Origin of the sequence: Tigheibacillus halophilus (assembly GCF_042683165.1) — a bacterium.
Lineage (GTDB): Bacteria > Bacillota > Bacilli > Bacillales > Amphibacillaceae > Tigheibacillus > Tigheibacillus halophilus.
In genome coordinates, this window is record NZ_JBHUIZ010000017.1 from 39,066 (window position 1) to 56,746 (window position 17,681).

The 17,681-nt window shown below is 41.0% G+C and carries 12 protein-coding genes; all 12 read left to right on the forward strand.

Annotation, left to right across the window (positions count from 1 at the left end):
* Positions 1 to 161: 161 nt before the first annotated feature.
* The 12 genes from hpf (at position 162) to uvrB (ending at position 17,675) form a co-directional block, all read left to right on the forward strand.
* The gene (gene hpf, locus ACFSMW_RS18695; RefSeq protein WP_390357830.1) at positions 162 to 719 is read left to right on the forward strand and encodes a ribosome hibernation-promoting factor, HPF/YfiA family; all 558 of its coding nucleotides are present in this window, start codon (positions 162 to 164) and stop codon (positions 717 to 719) included.
* A gap of 296 nt (positions 720 to 1,015) precedes the next feature.
* Positions 1,016 to 1,156 (forward strand): hypothetical protein, encoded by a 141-nt coding sequence (locus ACFSMW_RS18700; protein WP_390357831.1) that lies wholly within the window; start codon positions 1,016 to 1,018, stop codon positions 1,154 to 1,156.
* Between the two features lie 986 nt (positions 1,157 to 2,142).
* Entirely contained in the window at positions 2,143 to 4,665 is a 2,523-nt protein-coding gene (secA, locus tag ACFSMW_RS18705; protein WP_390357832.1) for a preprotein translocase subunit SecA, read from the forward strand.
* Between the two features lie 156 nt (positions 4,666 to 4,821).
* A protein-coding gene (prfB, locus tag ACFSMW_RS18710) for a peptide chain release factor 2 (RefSeq protein ID WP_390357833.1) occupies positions 4,822 to 5,932 on the forward strand; the annotation gives its coding sequence in 2 pieces (ribosomal slippage) (positions 4,822 to 4,893 and positions 4,895 to 5,932; 1,110 coding nt in all).
* A gap of 251 nt (positions 5,933 to 6,183) precedes the next feature.
* On the forward strand, positions 6,184 to 6,522 hold the full coding sequence (gene cccB / locus ACFSMW_RS18715) for a cytochrome c551 (protein ID WP_390357834.1): 339 nt from the start codon (positions 6,184 to 6,186) through the stop codon (positions 6,520 to 6,522).
* Between the two features lie 451 nt (positions 6,523 to 6,973).
* A complete protein-coding gene (ftsE, locus tag ACFSMW_RS18720) occupies positions 6,974 to 7,660 on the forward strand; it encodes a cell division ATP-binding protein FtsE (protein ID WP_390357835.1) in 687 nt (228 codons plus the stop codon).
* Positions 7,650 to 8,543 (forward strand): permease-like cell division protein FtsX, encoded by an 894-nt coding sequence (gene ftsX / locus ACFSMW_RS18725; protein ID WP_390357836.1) that lies wholly within the window; start codon positions 7,650 to 7,652, stop codon positions 8,541 to 8,543. The genes ftsE and ftsX overlap by 11 nt, the downstream gene beginning before the upstream one ends.
* 149 nt (positions 8,544 to 8,692) lie before the next feature.
* Positions 8,693 to 10,126 carry a murein hydrolase activator EnvC family protein gene (locus tag ACFSMW_RS18730; protein ID WP_390357881.1) on the forward strand — a complete coding sequence of 478 codons (1,434 nt, stop codon included), beginning with the start codon at positions 8,693 to 8,695 and terminating at the stop codon, positions 10,124 to 10,126.
* A gap of 482 nt (positions 10,127 to 10,608) precedes the next feature.
* Positions 10,609 to 12,072, forward strand: a complete 1,464-nt coding sequence (locus ACFSMW_RS18735; RefSeq protein ID WP_390357837.1) for a S41 family peptidase — start codon at positions 10,609 to 10,611, stop codon at positions 12,070 to 12,072.
* 183 nt (positions 12,073 to 12,255) lie between these two features.
* Positions 12,256 to 13,452, forward strand: coding sequence for a PDZ domain-containing protein (locus tag ACFSMW_RS18740; RefSeq protein ID WP_390357838.1), 1,197 nt, complete (start codon positions 12,256 to 12,258; stop codon positions 13,450 to 13,452).
* Between the two features lie 630 nt (positions 13,453 to 14,082).
* Positions 14,083 to 15,147 (forward strand): multicopper oxidase domain-containing protein, encoded by a 1,065-nt coding sequence (locus ACFSMW_RS18745; protein ID WP_390357839.1) that lies wholly within the window; start codon positions 14,083 to 14,085, stop codon positions 15,145 to 15,147.
* 545 nt (positions 15,148 to 15,692) lie between these two features.
* Positions 15,693 to 17,675 (forward strand): excinuclease ABC subunit UvrB, encoded by a 1,983-nt coding sequence (uvrB, locus tag ACFSMW_RS18750; protein ID WP_390357840.1) that lies wholly within the window; start codon positions 15,693 to 15,695, stop codon positions 17,673 to 17,675.
* Positions 17,676 to 17,681: the final 6 nt, after the last annotated feature.

Sequence of the window (17,681 nt, forward strand, 5' to 3'; positions counted from 1 at the left end):
TGAAAAAGGAAGGAAATTCTTGTCTGTTCCCCGTGAAAAACGTCCTTTAAGGACTAATTGACTGCAGGAAAAATATTAAATGGGTTTATGAAGGATTTTTACAGGGAAACATTGTATAATATAGATAGCAAGATTAATAGAATACAAGGGAGGACACTTTTATGAAGTTTAACATTCGTGGCGAAAATATCGAAGTAACCGGTTCAATGCGTGATTACGTGGAAAAGAAAATCAGCAAATTGGAAAGATATTTCGATGCGCCACTGACCTCTGAAGTTCATGTGAATTTAAGTGTCTACAATGACGAGCAAAGAATCGAAGTTACCATTCCAATGACAAATCTTTTGCTTCGCGCTGAAGACCAAAATTTAGACATGTATGCTGCAATTGATCTTGTCGTGGATAAGCTTGAAAGACAAATACGTAAATATAAAACAAAAGTAAATCGAAAATTCCGCCAGGAGGGTTCTCCAAAACATGTTTTTGCGGAGCTTGAAAAAGAAGCAAATAGTTCCGTAATCACGGAAGATGATGATGAACTCGAAGTTGTCCGTACCAAACGTTTCAATTTGAAACCGATGGATTCTGAAGAAGCAATTTTGCAAATGGATATGCTTGGCCACAGCTTCTTTGTTTTTACAAATGCCGCTTCTGGTGACACGAATGTTGTCTATCGCCGTAACGACGGCAGATATGGTCTCATTGAACCGAACAGCTAATGATTAAAATGAAATAGATATATGTAAAAACACTGTCTTCTATGGCAGTGTTTTTACATGACAGAAGAGGAAAATCTATTCCTTTATCGAAAAATGTCGACGTATATGCCATTATTAAATTTTGCATACCGCTTTTTGCGCTGAAACATAGAGAATCGACACATTTATTGTCGAATTACGGTAGTTTTGAATAAATTCCTGTCGAAAGAATGACAGAAATTGAAAAACTGCAATTAGTCAATTAGTCCCGAAAGTGTTATAAATGGATCAAGATAGAAAGGGAGGCTGAATTGCAGATGGATCATAAGAATGTGTCCGATTTGGAAGCCATCATTAAGCAGCATGAGAACATAATTTTGCAATTAATCCAGATGACCGCTGCTAACAATCATCACATTTCAGAATTAAGTGCAGCAGTCCGGCACAAGTCTTCGTAGAACCGGCATCTTAGGTAATGTTCGAAATTACTTTAGTGAAGTCATGCAGTAAAAAATGGCGTTCCTTTTTCCTTCTCTCGGAAAAAAGAGACCTGCTTACATGATGTTTATCCTCGTATGTCGCTTCTATTTGCCTCATATTTTCCCCATTTTCCTCTGAGCAAGGACAGGTTCCCAGACCTGTCCTTGCTTCTTTCAATTGCTGTTTTCGTATAATATATCGTATGGTCTCGGCTAAGAGTGTGGGACAGAACTAGCCAAAAACAGCTAAAAATAAGCTATAAAGTGCCATTTCACATCTAGTTGATTGGAGCGAAAGGCGGCTGACTCCTTGAAAAAAAAATTCGCTTTTTCTGCGTGCGATGTGAATTGCTGCCGCAGCGTTCCTTCTCGTGCGGGAACAATGGTTTTCGATGGGAAGCGTAATCGCAGTCCCAGCACGAGTCTGAAGACCCCGGAGGAAGTGATTTTCTTAGAAAGTACATGAAAAAAGGCAAGCTACATACAGCCTTTGCGGCCAACGCTTGTACACCCCATGCCGGGCGCCCGCTAAAAAGCAGTCGCCTGGCGTGCAAATCAACGAAATTGCTACGCTAGATAAAAAAGCCGGGCGGTTTCATGTCAAGATGGTACCGCTCAACTTTTTACATTTCCTGGGGTTATGTCCCACCCTCAGGTTTTCTAAGTAGATAAGGTACCTTTGATTGCAGATAACGATGCCTTTCAAAGCAGTTGTCATGCATGTTATAATAGTGTTATGATAAAGTGAAACTTCATTATTAGCGTTTTGTAAGGAGAACAAAGCCGATACAATGTTGTTTCAGAAAAAACTGTTACAAGACCATATATCAGGAAAGTAATGGTATTCAATGAAGGTATGTTTCATTCATATATGTAGCACTATTTATCACGGAATGAATGCACCAATCTGCCCGGTTAAAAGGCAGGCAGTGCGTTGTACATTATAGATAGAGGAGCGTTTTTCGATGGCGGGGTTATTGAAGAAAATCTTCGGCGATGGTACGCAAAAAGAATTCAAGAAAATACGATCTTTAGTGGAAAGAATTGAACAGATTGAGCCTGAAATGGAACAATTAAGTGATGAGGCTTTGAAAGCAAAAACGGATGAGTTCAAGCAACGATATCAAAATGGTGAGACATTGGATGATATGCTTGTAGAAGCATATGCAGTCGTTCGCGAGGCTGCGAAGCGTGTATTAAAAATGCGTCCTTTTTCAGTGCAGTTGATGGGTGCGGTAGCACTCCACCAAGGTAATATTGCGGAAATGAAGACTGGTGAAGGTAAAACCCTGGCTTCGACAATGCCTGCATATTTGAATGCTTTGTCTGGAGAAGGCGTCCACATCGTCACAGTCAACGATTACCTTGCGCAACGTGATGCAGGTGAAATGGGAGAACTATTCCAGTTTTTGGGGTTAACAGTAGGACTAAATGGGAATGGTTTGTCCAAGGAAGAAAAGCGTGAAGCATACGCGGCGGATATCACATATGGCACAAATAATGAGTATGGCTTCGATTACTTGCGTGATAACATGGTGCTGTACAAAGAACAGATGGTACAGCGGCCACTGAATTTTGCCATTATCGACGAAGTGGACTCTATTTTAATTGATGAGGCACGTACACCTTTGATTATTTCAGGAACTGCCGAAAAATCGACGACGCTTTATATTCAAGCCAATGCATTTGTCAATACGTTGAAAAAAGATGATGATTATACGTATGATGAAAAGACAAAAGGTGTTTTGCTGACGGAAGAAGGAACGAATAAAGCTGAACGCTACTTTGCTATCGAAAATTTATTCGATTTAAAACATGTCACATTGACACACCACATCAACCAGGCATTAAAAGCACATGTCGCGATGCATCGGGATACAGATTATGTAATCGAGGATGACGAAGTAATCATCGTCGACCAGTTTACAGGACGCCTCATGAAAGGCCGTCGTTATAGCGAGGGGCTTCACCAGGCAATTGAAGCAAAAGAAGCATTGCCGATTCAAAATGAGAGTATGACACTTGCTTCCATCACATTCCAAAACTACTTTCGTATGTACAATAAGCTCTCAGGTATGACTGGTACAGCTAAAACGGAAGAAGAGGAATTTCGCAATATATACAATATGGATGTCATTGTCATCCCGACAAACAAACCGATTGCCCGTAATGACAGGGCCGATTTGATTTATAAATCGATGGAAGGCAAATTTAAAGCAGTGGTTGAGGATATCAAGGAACGTCATGAAACTGGACAACCAGTGCTAGTTGGTACAGTAGCTGTCGAAACTTCTGAATTAATATCCCAAATGCTAAAAAAAGCAGGTGTGCCGCATAATGTACTGAATGCGAAAAATCACTACCGCGAAGCTGAAATTATTGAACAAGCTGGTCAAAAAGGCTCTGTGACCATTGCAACGAACATGGCTGGACGTGGGACGGATATCAAATTGGGTGAAGGCGTAGTAGAACTTGGTGGACTGGCTGTCATCGGAACAGAACGCCACGAATCACGCCGAATTGATAATCAGCTGCGTGGACGATCCGGGCGGCAAGGAGATCCCGGGATGTCACTTTTCTTCTTGTCAATGGAGGATGAGTTGATGCGCCGTTTCGGATCAGACAATCTGAAATCGATGATGGAACGCCTTGGCATGGATGATACACAACCGATCGAGAGTAAAATGGTTTCCAGAGCGGTCGAGTCTGCACAAAAACGTGTAGAAGGAAATAACTTCGATGCTCGTAAAACGGTACTTTCCTACGATGATGTGTTACGGGAACAGCGGGAAATCATTTACAAACAACGTTTTGAAGTGATTGACGCCAGTGGAGATGAACTTCGCGAAATCATTGAGCAAATGATTGCTTCATCCATCAAGCGTGTCATCAATACCCACACACGGGATGATGATGAAGACAACTGGGACTTGAAGGCTTTGGCAGATTACGTCCAAGCAAACCTGTTATATCCAGAGGACGTGACTGAACAAGATTTGCGGGGCAAGGAACCGGAAGAAATGGCCGAAGTGGTTATGAACAAAGTGAAAATGCGCTACGATGAAAAAGCGGAGGAACTTGGTTCTGAACAAATGCGTGAATTTGAAAAAGTTATTCTGCTTCGGACTGTGGATACGAAATGGATGGACCACATCGATCAAATGGACCAGCTGCGCCAAGGGATTCATTTGCGGGCATACGGACAGGATGACCCACTGCAGCAGTACCAGATGGAAGGTTTCGCGATGTTTGAAGAAATGGTCACAAGTATCGAAGAAGAAGTTTCTCAGTACATCATGAAAGCACAAATCAGAGAAAACCTGCAACGTGAAGAGGTAGTCAAAGAAACTCAAGCTGTTTCCGGAGATACCGATGGAGATGAGAAACAGAAAAAACGCAAACCGTTTGTAAAAAAACAGAATATCGGCAGGAATGATCCATGTCCTTGCGGCAGTGGGAAAAAATATAAAAATTGCCACGGAAAATAAGTGTACGTTGATACAGAATAAGGAGCTATTATTATTTGCTCTGACTATGGGAAAAATCGGCTCTCAGGCCGATTTTCCTTTCCTTCATAAGATTAATGTGCGAAAACAAAAGCACATAGCAACGTATTATTTAATCATTATCTTGAGGTGAGTAAAATGGAATTAGCTGAAATGAAACATGAATTGGAACATATGAATACGCGAATCGCGCAATTTAGGGGGTCTCTTTGACTTAGATAACAAAAAAGAACGTATTAAAGAACTGGAATTGCAAATGACTGAACCAGGATTTTGGGATGATCAGCAGACCGCACAAAAAGTCATTGATGAGGCGAATGGCTTGAAGCAACTAGTCGATGGTTACCAAAAAATGGCTGACCTTTTGGAAGATATGGAAGTATCGTATGAACTTGGCAAAGAAGAGAATGATCCCGAATTACTTGCGGAATTGGAAGAAGATATTACCAGTCTTCGCGAGGAAATGAATGCTTTTGAGTTGCAAATGCTACTGAGTGAACCTTATGATGCCAACAATGCCATTTTGGAACTGCACCCCGGTGCAGGTGGGACAGAGTCGCAGGATTGGGCCAGTATGCTTTTGCGGATGTATCAGCGTTGGGCGGAAGATAAAAATTTCACTGTAGAAACGATGGATTATCTTCCCGGTGAAGAAGCAGGTGTCAAAAGTGTGACATTGCTTATTAAGGGACATAACGCATACGGGTACCTGAAAGCTGAAAAAGGCGTTCACCGTCTAGTACGTATCTCTCCATTCGATTCCTCCGGCAGAAGACACACTTCTTTCGTTTCTTGTGATGTAACACCTGAAATGACGGATGATGTGGATATCGAGATCAAACCTGACGAGTTGAAAATTGATACGTACCGATCAAGTGGTGCTGGCGGACAGCATGTCAATACAACGGATTCCGCAGTCAGGATCACACATATCCCCACCAATACGGTGGTGACTTGCCAAAATGAGCGGTCTCAAATCAAGAACCGGGAAGCAGCAATGAAAATGCTGAAATCCAAGTTATATCAGCAGGAGTTGGAGAAACAGCAGGAGGAAATTGCAGCGATCCGCGGTGAGCAGAAGGAAATTGGCTGGGGAAGCCAAATCCGTTCTTATGTCTTCCATCCTTATTCCATGGTGAAGGACCACAGGACGAACATGGAGGTAGGAAATACACAAAGTGTGATGGACGGCAATATTGATCCGTTTATCGATGCGTATTTGCGTGAACATATCGGTGATGCTCAATAGGAAATGAAAGGGGTCTGGTTCCTTGATAAGGGAACAGATCCTTTTGTATTTTATACTATTATTACAGTGCTTATAGTGAAAATGAATTCGATAATTCGCCACAAATTACCAACGTATTGATATAGCAGGAGTTACCAGTTTTTAGCATCTTTTTTTCTGAATTCCTTCATGTAGTTTCCCGTTTTAATATGGAAGATATGGGTTATAATAAAGTATGATAGTTGTACTATATTTTGGTTAGGGGGATTCACATGAAGAAATTGTTAATGACAGTACTATTTGGATCAGCCATTGTGCTTGGTGCTTGTGGCGGCGGTGGTGACAACGCCGACAAAAACAAAGGCGGAGAAAGCGGCGGTACTGAAAATGCTTCTGCAGCAGAAGATATCTTTCAAAGCAACTGTTCTTCCTGCCACGGTTCCGACCTTTCTGGCGGAGCAGGCCCTGACTTAACTAAAGTCGGTAAAAAACATGATGCTAAAGAAATTGAAGACATCATCCACAATGGTAAAGACGGCATGCCTGCACAGACACAAGTATCCGACAAGGATGCTAAAACTGTTGCTGAATGGCTTGCTAGCAAAAAGTGATTTTTATTGAAGGATTCGAAAAAAGACCCATTCTGTATTATTTTACAGAATGGGTCTTTTTTTTGCGGAGAGAGTCAGCTTTTTCCCGTCACGAAAAGCCGACTCTCTGAAATATAAATGTAATATAATTGTGTCTAAAAAAATTGTCGATAGATGTTATAATGTAGAAGTATTACACGAGCCTTGGGCTGACCGTGTGAACACAAGCTTAAATGACATGAAAATGACTGAAGAGAAGATGAAGCAAAAGGATGTAAATAAATTTTCATCAGCTGAAAATCCTGCCTTCAACTATAAACGCGACATAATTCGAGAAGATGTGTCGAAACCTATAGGGGTATAGCGCAAAAGAAGCTAAAGGGCGATTTTTTAAAGCAATAATGGAATGTGAGGAATAATTTATACCCTTTTGAAGCATCCATTTAAAATTGAATTCAAAGGTGATACATACATGATTACAATGAAGGATATATACAAGACATACAGCAATGGTGTCACAGCACTTAACGGCGTGACAATCGATATTGACCAGGGGGAATTCGTATATATTGTCGGACCAAGTGGAGCCGGCAAATCCTCTTTTATTAAATTGATATACCGGGAAGTAAAACCGACAAGCGGGACAATCGCTATTGGAAATAAGGATTTAAGCAAGCTAAAGGAAAGAAAAGTCCCATTTCTAAGACGTGATGTGGGAGTCGTATTTCAGGATTTCAAACTGCTTCCCAAACTGACAATCTACGAAAATATCGCATTCGCATTGGAAGTTATTGAACAATCTCCACGCATTATCCGCAAACGTGTCATGGAAGTGCTTGACTTGGTCGATTTGAAAAGCAAAGCCAGGTCATTCCCTGATGAACTTTCGGGCGGGGAACAGCAGCGCGTTTCCATTGCCAGAGCCATTGTCAACCATCCCAAAATTGTTATTGCAGATGAACCTACAGGAAACCTTGATCCGGAAACTTCGTGGGAAATCATGCGTGTATTTGAAGAGATTAATTCCCGTGGAACAACAATGATCATGGCCACACACAGCAAAGAAATTGTCAACACGATTAAAAAAAGAGTCATTGCAATAGAAAGTGGCCGAATTATAAGGGACGAGTATCGGGGTGAATACGGTTATGAAGGCTAGAACAGTTAAACGCCATCTCCGGGAAGGAATAAAAAATATATTTCGGAATGGCTGGATGACAATTGCTTCTGTAGGCGCAGTTACTGTCACGTTGCTTTTAGTAGCTGCCTTCCTGGCAGTCATTCTCAATCTAAGCCATATGGCGGATAAAGTAGAAAACGATGTGGAATTGAAGGTACTGATCGATCTGACAGCTGATGCCAATCAGATTCAGGAATTGGGACAGAAAATAGAAAAAATGGATAAAGTCGATACAGTCGTTTTCTCCTCTAAAGAAGATGAATTGGAAAATTTAATCAAAAGTATGGGCGAAGAAGGGAAATCCTGGAAACTTTTTAAGCAGGATAACCCTTTGAATCCGGCTTATAAAGTAAAGGCAAAAAATCCGCAGGACACCGCGGCAGTGGCGAATGAAATTAAAGCAATGCCGGGTGTACACCAGGTGAATTACGGTAAAGAAGTCGTAAAACGCCTGTTCGGATTTATCAAATATGCAAGAATTGTCGGTATTGTGCTCATTGCCGGGTTGGTGTTTACGGCCATATTCCTGATTTCCAATACAATCAAGCTGACAATTATGGCCCGCAGCAGAGAAATCGGCATTATGAAACTTGTAGGAGCAACAAATGGATTCATCAGATGGCCGTTTTTCATTGAAGGATTGCTGTTAGGAGTGCTTGGATCCATTGTCCCAATCGCGGTATTGATGACAGGGTATCATTATTTGATTCGCTATGTTATTCAAAAAGTGACACTGCCGTTTTTCGAATTGCTGCCATTCAATCCATTTGCATGGCAATTATCGTTGCTCGTCTTGGCAATCGGAGCAATTATCGGGATCTGGGGAAGTGTGATGAGTGTACGTAAGTTCCTGAAAGTTTAATAGACAAGTTTGTACAGTGAGTGGCCTGATGGCTGCTCATTGTCTACAAGAAGGCAGATTTATGAAGTTTTTCATGTCTTGATATGTTCAAGTATTTCCGATCATACGGCTAGATGATAGAAAATGGGGAGGAATTATCATTGAAGAAAATGGCACATTGTGCACTGGCGGCAACATTGGTTCTTTCTATCGGCACTTTGGACTTGACCAAAGCAGAGGCAAAAACAGTAGATGATGTGAACGGACAATTAAATGATTTGGATAAGAAACAGGAAAGCATCAACAAGAAAAAAGGTGGCATTGATGCGGATAAAAATGAAACGCAGGGTAAAATAGACAAAAATCTTGATAAGCAAGATGCTGTTCAGAAGGAAATGGACAAGCTTGATAAAAAATTGAATGTAACACAGAAAAAGGTACAGAAAAAGGAATCTGAAATTGCTGCTACCAATAAGCAAATAAACGATCTGGAAAATAAAATTGCTGATTTGAACGCACAAATAGATAAGCTGAAAAAAGAAATTACAGCTTTGAAAAAAAGTATAAAAAAACGGGAAGCTATCCTGAAAGACAGACTGAGAGCGGTCCAGACTAGCGGCGGGAACATGAAATACATAGAAGTGCTTCTCGGATCCAAAAGTTTCAGTGACTTCATCAGCAGGACTTCTGCAGTGAACACTATCATGGACCAGGATAAATCGATCATGGATGACCTGGAAGCGGACAAGCAAAAAATGCAGCAAAAAATGCAAGAAGTCAAAACCAAGAAAAAACAAGTTGAAGCGAATAAAAGAGAAGTCGAAGATAAAAAAGCGAAATTAGAAGATCAAAAGAAATCCCTGCAGTCCTTAAAAAATGACCTTGATGGCCAAATGAACAAAAAGAACAAACTGCAGAAGAAACTGAAAAAAGATCATGCCCATTTGGAGGATCACAAAATCAGTTTAGAAGAACAGCAAGAAATCCTTCGTAAGCAAGAAGCTTCGATTGCGCGGGCAAAAGAACTTGCGAACCAGGAAAAACAGCGTATGGAAGAAGAACAACGCAAAGCTGAGGAACGTGCCGCGGCTGCTAAAAAAGCAGAGTCTAACGCTACAAGCGAGAGCAGCAGTTCCAGCAGTGCTTCAACCAGTGGTCCAACGCACCGAACAGCAGCTGCAGATCCGGCACCACAGGGTGGTGGAATGCTAAGCTATCCTGTAAATGCACCGATTACGTCCGGCTATGAAGCACGCTGGGGCACTTTCCATTATGGTATCGACTTTGGTGTACCGGTGGGAACACCGATTCATGCCGCGGCATCCGGTGTTGTATTCATGACAAGTACGGAAAATGACGGTATGATGAACGGCTACGGGAATGTCGTTCTCGTAACGCATGTCATTAATGGCAAAACATATACTACATTGTATGCGCATCTCAACAGCATCGATGTTAGTGAGGGACAAACTGTTAGCAGAGGACAGGTCATCGCCCATTCAGGTAACACAGGTGAGTCAACTGGCCCGCATATGCACTTCGAAGTTCATAACGGTAACTGGAGCTACCACGGTGCGGTAAATCCGATGCCGTACCTACAATAAAAAGGGCCGAGAGAGACATCACGCCAATTAGGTGTGATGTCTTTTACATCATTAGAATATATATAGGAAACATGGTAAACTGATATTATTATCTTCACATTGTCTGCACATATTGAGCAAATAAAATGGTATCTGTCATCTTTGTCAAGCACTGCTCGTTTAGAAGTTGCACCTTATATTGTTTTCCGTAACAAAAAAAGCAACTTGGAGTCATATTGATCTCCAAATGCGTATGTGCTATTGTTGCCGTTCTGGTCATATGAGGCAGTAAGTGCAGTATACTTTCATAGCGGGTAAATGTACGAATAAGCTTTTCAACGTTATGTTTCAACTGTGGATCAAAACGCTGTAATTTACCAAAGACCTCCTATGAAAGCAGTTATTTTAATGACATGTACAGGGAACACTCCATCAAAATGATGTCATGTTTTGCAGCAAATCTAAATGTGTGGAATAGAAGTTACATAAAGGGGTGAAACAGGATGAAATTCAATAAAATACAAATTGCCGTACTCCTCGTGGTTGTCATTGCGCTTGGGTTCACTGGCGCTTATTTCGGCGTGCATTTCGCTCAAAAGAATGGAACGGCACAGACACAGTCAGCTCTGTCCAAAACGGAGGATCCTGTCACAGAAGAAGAAGTACAAGCACCTGAAGAATTACAAAAAGTAGCGCAAGCATATTCATTGATAAAGAAACATTATGTTAAAAAGGTTGATGACGACAAGCTGATGGAAGGCGCTATCAAGGGAATGTTATCTACATTGGACGATCCTTATAGTACATATATGGACAAAGATACAATGGAACAGTTCAATGAACAGATTGAGTCATCTTTTGAAGGAATCGGTGCAGAAGTAAGCATGAAAAACGGGAAAGTGACTATTGTTTCGCCGATTAAAGACTCACCTGCAGAAAAAGCCGGCCTAAGGCCAAATGACCAAGTCCTCAAAGTGGATGGTAAATCGCTTGATGGTCTTGATTTAAATGAAGCAGTTGCAAAGATTCGCGGTAAAAAGGGAACAACTGTCAAATTGGATATTAAAAGACCCGGTTCATCGGATACGATGAAATTCAATGTTAAACGTGATACGATACCGGTTGAAACTGTCTATTCCGAAGTGAAAAATCAAGGTGGTAAGAAAACTGGTGTCATCCAGTTGACGAGTTTTTCGGAACATACAGCTGATGAGTTTAAAGACCAGCTGACCAAACTGGAGAAACAGGGTATCGATGGTTTGGTCATCGATGTGCGCGGCAATCCAGGAGGCTTGCTGGATGCAGTTGGCGAGATTTTAAACAATTTTATTCCTAGTGATTCACCGTATGTTCAAATAGAGAACAGAGAAGGACAGAAAGAAAAAATGTATACAGAACTGGATAAAAAGAAACCTTATCCAATTGATGTCCTTATTGATGAAGGAAGTGCTTCCGCTTCGGAAATTTTAGCAATAGCGATGAAAGAGAATGGCTATCAGACTGTCGGAACGAAAAGCTTTGGAAAAGGGACAGTACAGCAGGCTGTACCGATGGGAGATGGCAGCACGGTCAAGCTGACATTTTTTAAATGGCTTTCTCCAAAAGGGAATTGGATTCATAAAAAAGGTGTCAGTCCGAGTTTAAAAGTAGAACAGCCGGCATACTATTTTGCAAATCCGATTGAAGCGAAGAAGCCACTTACCTATGACCAAACCAGTGAGAAAATAAAGAACGCCCAGATTATGTTATCAGGATTGGGCTATACGACTGATCGCCAGGATGGTTACTTTGACAAACAAACAGCGCAAGCGGTAAAAGCCTTTCAGAAAAAGCATAAGCTGACGCAAACAGGTAAAATCGATGAAAAAACAGCTGGGCTACTGCAAACAGACATCATTGAAAAAATTCGCAGCAAGAAAGATGATAAACAACTGCAAAAAGCATTGCAGCTCGTTTACAGTAAATAATTGCATGATATGGTCTCTGGTAAAAAAGATAAAAGAATAGTTATATGGCAGAGCTGAAATTTCTTGTTTGATTGTCGTAAAAAATATAGAGGAAGCTTCACTTTATGCCGCGGAATATATCCGCGGCATCATTTATTTGTTAAAATGAAGGTACTACATACAACCTGGAAAAGGGGTGTTCTTTTGCTGGAAAAAATTTTTTTGGAGATGGCAGCAAGTATTGGGAAAATGTTCATCAACCCATTATTTTACTGGAGTTTTATTCTGGTGATCATCACAGGCATCGTACGCATTAAACGAGAACGAATGCTTTTTGGCATAAAAGTTGATGATATATTCTCTGAATGGCGACATACGTGGTGGATTTCATTCGTATTCGGCTGCTTACTGTCGCTCATCATGGTTGGTGCAGGGATTATTTTTACTCCTTCGATGATTCTGCTGATCAGTGTGCTGACGATCCTGCTCAGTATCCATTTTCGTTTCACATGGCTGTCTCCAGTGTACACAATTGGGATTTCATTTTTGCTGTTGCTGATCCTGCCTCCATTATTCCATCAGCAAAGTATCGTTGCCAGCTCTTTATTCGATCACGTCAATTATGCGGGCTTGGCGATCTTACTAGGTCTGCTCCTGTTCGTACAAGCTATTTTGCTGTACACGATTAGAAAAAAAGATACGTTTGCTGAACTATTAAAAAGCAAGCGCGGCGTTTGGACGGGCGTGCATCACTTGAAAAAAATGGCTGTCATTCCATTTTTCATCCCTATTCCTAAAGGGTGGCTCCCTCCTTTATTTGATTTTTGGCCGTACCTTCCTATCGGACAAGCTACCACAGACGGTACGTATGGGTTGATGCTGCTGCCCATGTTGATTGGTTTCCATTTTCGAGTAGCGGGTTTTGAATCACAGCAAGCAAAACAATGGCTCGGCCGTAGGATACTGGGATTGGCTGTTGTTGTTTTAATTGCTGGAGTGGCTTCGGTGTATATTGGCTGGCTGTCAATTGCTGCTATCGCTCTTGGCGTATTGGGCTGGGAATTTATCCACTATCGCCAGCGTTCCAGAGATGTATTGAAGGCACCATATTTCAGCCAAACGGATAGTGGTTTGCGAATTTTAACGGTTATTCCGGGAACAACCGCAGATAAATTGGGGATTTTGCCTGGTGAAATCATATCGAAAGCGAATGGGAAAAAAGTACACAGCGAGTCTTCTTTTTACCAGGCCTTGCAGGAGAACGGCTCCTTTGTCAAATTATCAGTACTTGATGAAGCAGGAGAGGTGCGTTTTGTTCAGGGAGCTTTATACGAAGGCGGCCATCATGAACTAGGACTAGTATTTGTAGGCAGAGCTTTTCGTGAAAATAAATCTTCTTGAATGGAAATACCTATTTCATAAGGCAACTTCTTAAATGGTTACCGTTTTTTGGGGAAATCTGTGGTATGTTACAAGCAATTAGCTGAAAAGTATCACTAGCAAAAAGGTTTATCTTACTTGCAGTCCAATATGTGTAAGTGAAACGTATACAGGGCAGACCAAGTCTATCACACCTCGGCAAGTTGGCGCCATCGTCAACATCTGCTTGCCGAGGTGTTTTTTATAGTAAACATTTTCACAGTATAGTTGAATTATTTAGCCTGTTGAAATTAGGCTTGGTTGGATCATAAAATAAAATTATTGAATTTGGAATAAATGGATTATTACAAATTACAGTTTTCACATGTTATTTGAAATCAGCTTATGTTTAAAAGCTATTTTACACTATATGAACTGTAAAAATCATAGTTTATATGGATATATTCCACGTCACATCTTGTTCATTATTGAACATGAATCAAGTGACGCAAATCACGTGTAATCTTCACCTCGCCATTTACACTGGACTTGTAGATAAGTAAAACATCTATGAGTGATCATTCCGTACGAAACAGATATCTACAACTAAAAGACTAGTAGGCTGATTTTACCACGTGCTAAGATTTTCAAAAAAACACGGGAGTGAGGAAAATGAGGGCATCTCAAAGATTTCTTATTGTTTTTGCATTAGGTATCTCTGTGTTGCTGGCAGGTTGTGGAATAAGCAGCGATGTTGATGCGCAAACCAAAATGGCTGCTAAACAAGCTGCACAAGTTAAATCAAAATCAGAAGTAATTACACCACACAAAGATTTAAATCAAAAACCGGTACCCTTAAAAGTTAACCGTATTGGAGAACATGAAGTGAATATTGAAATGACTACACAAATCACTGACATTGAAATTGCTCCGAATGAGGTTTACAAGGCCTGGACTTTCAATGGTGAAGCACCAGGTCCATTAATCGTTGTAAACGAAGGAGATACGATGAATGTAACATTGAAAAACATGGACCCGCAGATCCCGCACAGTGTAGATTTTCACGCAGTTGAAACATCTCCATCGAAAAACTTTACAGATGTCGGACCAGGTAAAAGTGGAACATTCTCGTATACAGCTAATAGACCGGGAGTATTTATGTACCATTGTGCCACAGATCCAGTACTGTCACATATTGCAAATGGCATGCATGGCATCGTGGTTGTTAAACCGGCAAAAGGTTTTCCAACGGATGACAAGGTGGATAAAGAGTTCGCGGTTATTCAAAACGAATGGTACAACTACAATGATTTGGAAGACTTTGCAAATGGAGAACCGAAACATGTTGTGTTTTCTGCGAAAGCGTTGACAAAAGGAGACCGTAATACAAACGGGGACACATTTTCATTAAAAGATGAGCCGCTTTTAGCAAAAGCAGGCGATCGAATCCGACTCTATATCAATAATGTAGGGCCGAATGAAGTTAGCTCTTTCCACGTCATAGGTGCCCAGATGGATGTAGTTTATCTGGAAGGAAACCCCGAAAATCAGTTGAAGGGTATGCAAACCATACAATTACCAGCAAGTGGCGGAGCAGTTGTTGAATTTGAAGTAAAGGAGGAAGGAAGCTACTCTTTCGTAACCCATCAATTTAATCATGTTCAAAAAGGGGCTTCTGCCATTATCAAAGTTACTGCTGATGGAGAAGACGATGACAGTGCAACAATGAGTCACTAGTCATAAAGCAGAAGGGGGGCCTTATCCTGCTTTATGTATATCTGTTATAGACTTTCGTTTGAAAGAAAAGTAATGAAGAGGTGAAATTCATGAGATATACGTTCATTATTTTTCTATTAATTTGGTTCATCAATCAGAATGTCGCAACGTGTTATCAATTTTTCTAATGAAACATTGCAAATAGTAAGGACTGGAAAAAGTCAAAGGGAAATACTTGGAATTTTGAAGCGAATATAGAGAAGATTGTTTAATCATTTTAACGACAAATAAGCCTGCTTATTCCGGGGCTTATTTGTTTTTTATGTTCGATATATTCCATATGGCTTTTATTTTTGAAAATATACGTGCAAAAACAATCTTTGCTGATTCGATAATAAGGTTAATGGGTAAATTAATAAAGGTAACTTTTATGCATAAAAATAGAATATTTGTTCGTTGATGTGTTATAATGACGATACAGAAATCTATATTGTTTACAATTTTAAAGCAGCACGAGCATACTGCTTTTTATATATTTAAATGGGGAAAGGAATGGAGGAAGTCAGTTGGAAAATAACAAGTTTAACCTTATTTCTAAGTATGAACCTGATGGAGACCAGCCAAAGGCCATAGCAGAGCTGGTCAAGAAAGTGCTGGCCGGGCAGCGGCATCAGACACTGCTTGGTGCAACAGGGACAGGCAAAACATTCACTGTTTCAAATGTCGTGAAGGAAATCAACCGGCCAACCCTTGTCATCGCCCATAACAAGACTTTAGCGGGCCAGTTGTACAGTGAGTTCAAAGAATTTTTTCCTAACAATGCAGTTGAATATTTTGTCAGCTTCTATGATTATTATCAGCCGGAAGCATATGTCCCTTCTACAGATACGTTCATCGAAAAAGATGCCAGTATTAATGACGAGATTGATAAATTGCGGCACTCGGCAACCTCGTCCTTGTTTGAGCGGAATGATGTGTTGATTGTAGCAAGTGTTTCCAGCATCTTTGGCCTCGGTTCTCCTATAGAATACGGCAGCCAGGTCGTATCACTAAGAATTGGCATGGAAAAAGAACGTGATGACCTGTTGCGGGATTTTGTGAATATCCAATATGCTCGCAATGATATTGATTTTAAGCGTGGTACATTTCGCGTACGCGGTGACTCCGTTGAAGTAATTCCAGCTTCGAGAGAAAAAAACTGTATCCGTATTGAGTTTTTTGGCGATGAGATCGACCGAATTCGCGAAGTGGATGCACTAACAGGGGAAATTATCGGGGACCGTGAGCATGTCGCCATTTTTCCTGCTTCACACTATGTGACACGGGAGGAAAAATTGAAACTGGCTATTGAAAGAATAGAAGCAGAGTTAGAAGAACGCTTGAAAGAATTGCATGACCAGAATAAATTGTTGGAAGCACAGCGTTTACAGCAGCGTACGAATTATGATATCGAGATGATGAAGGAAATGGGATTTTGCTCGGGTATCGAAAATTATTCCCGCCATTTGAATTTAAAGGAAAAAGGAGCAACTCCATATACATTGTTCGATTATTTTCCGGAGGATTTTCTGGTGATTGTGGATGAATCACATGTCACACTGCCGCAAGTACGCGGAATGTACAATGGTGACAGAGCTAGAAAACAAGTGTTGGTCGATCATGGTTTCCGCCTTCCTTCGGCACTGGACAACAGACCGTTGAGATTTGAAGAGTTTGAGCAAAAAACAAAACAGCTTATCTATGTTTCTGCAACTCCAGGCCCCTATGAATTGGAACATGCACCTGATGTAACAGAACAGATTATCCGCCCGACAGGTCTGCTGGATCCTGAAGTGGAAGTCAGGCCGATCAAGGGTCAAATCGATGACTTGATTGCAGAGATTAATAAAAGAGTTGAAAAAAACGAGCGGGTGCTTGTCACAACGCTGACAAAGAAGATGTCAGAGGATTTGACTGACTACTTAAAAGAAATCGGGATTAAAGTGACATACTTGCACTCTGAAATCAAAACCCTGGAACGTACAGAAATTATCCGGGAGCTGCGGCTTGGAAAACATGATGTGCTGGTTGGGATTAATCTGTTGCGGGAAGGCTTGGATATCCCGGAAGTCTCACTGGTCGCTATATTGGATGCGGATAAAGAAGGATTTTTGCGGTCGGAACGTTCGTTGGTACAGACGATGGGCCGGGCCGCGCGTAATGAAAACGGAAAAGTTGTCATGTACGCAGATACCATCACGAATTCCATGAAGGCTGCAATTGACGAAACAAATCGCCGCCGTGAAATACAGATGGCTTATAATGAAAAACACCATATCGTTCCGAAAACGATTAAAAAAGAAGTGCATGAATCTATCAGAGCGACTGTTGCTGCAGAAACCGGCGAGGATTATGTAACAGATAAGAAACTCAAAAAAATGCCAACTGAAGAGAAGGAAAAAGTGATTGAAAAGATGGAAAAGGAAATGCGGGAAGCTGCAAAAGAACTCGATTTCGAGCGTGCGGCGGAGCTGCGTGATGTGCTTTTCCAATTGAAGACCGATGTTTAATATAGT

Bases quoted from the DNA above. Each gene is read 5' to 3' on its own strand.
- hpf (WP_390357830.1), top strand. From the start codon at position 162: ATGAAGTTTAACATTCGTGGCGAAAATATCGAAGTAACCGGTTCAATG.
- ACFSMW_RS18700 (WP_390357831.1), top strand. From the start codon at position 1,016: ATGGATCATAAGAATGTGTCCGATTTGGAAGCCATCATTAAGCAGCAT.
- secA (WP_390357832.1), top strand. From the start codon at position 2,143: ATGGCGGGGTTATTGAAGAAAATCTTCGGCGATGGTACGCAAAAAGAA.
- cccB (WP_390357834.1), top strand. From the start codon at position 6,184: ATGAAGAAATTGTTAATGACAGTACTATTTGGATCAGCCATTGTGCTT.
- ftsE (WP_390357835.1), top strand. From the start codon at position 6,974: ATGATTACAATGAAGGATATATACAAGACATACAGCAATGGTGTCACA.
- ftsX (WP_390357836.1), top strand. From the start codon at position 7,650: ATGAAGGCTAGAACAGTTAAACGCCATCTCCGGGAAGGAATAAAAAAT.
- ACFSMW_RS18730 (WP_390357881.1), top strand. From the start codon at position 8,693: ATGGCACATTGTGCACTGGCGGCAACATTGGTTCTTTCTATCGGCACT.
- ACFSMW_RS18735 (WP_390357837.1), top strand. From the start codon at position 10,609: ATGAAATTCAATAAAATACAAATTGCCGTACTCCTCGTGGTTGTCATT.
- ACFSMW_RS18745 (WP_390357839.1), top strand. From the start codon at position 14,083: ATGAGGGCATCTCAAAGATTTCTTATTGTTTTTGCATTAGGTATCTCT.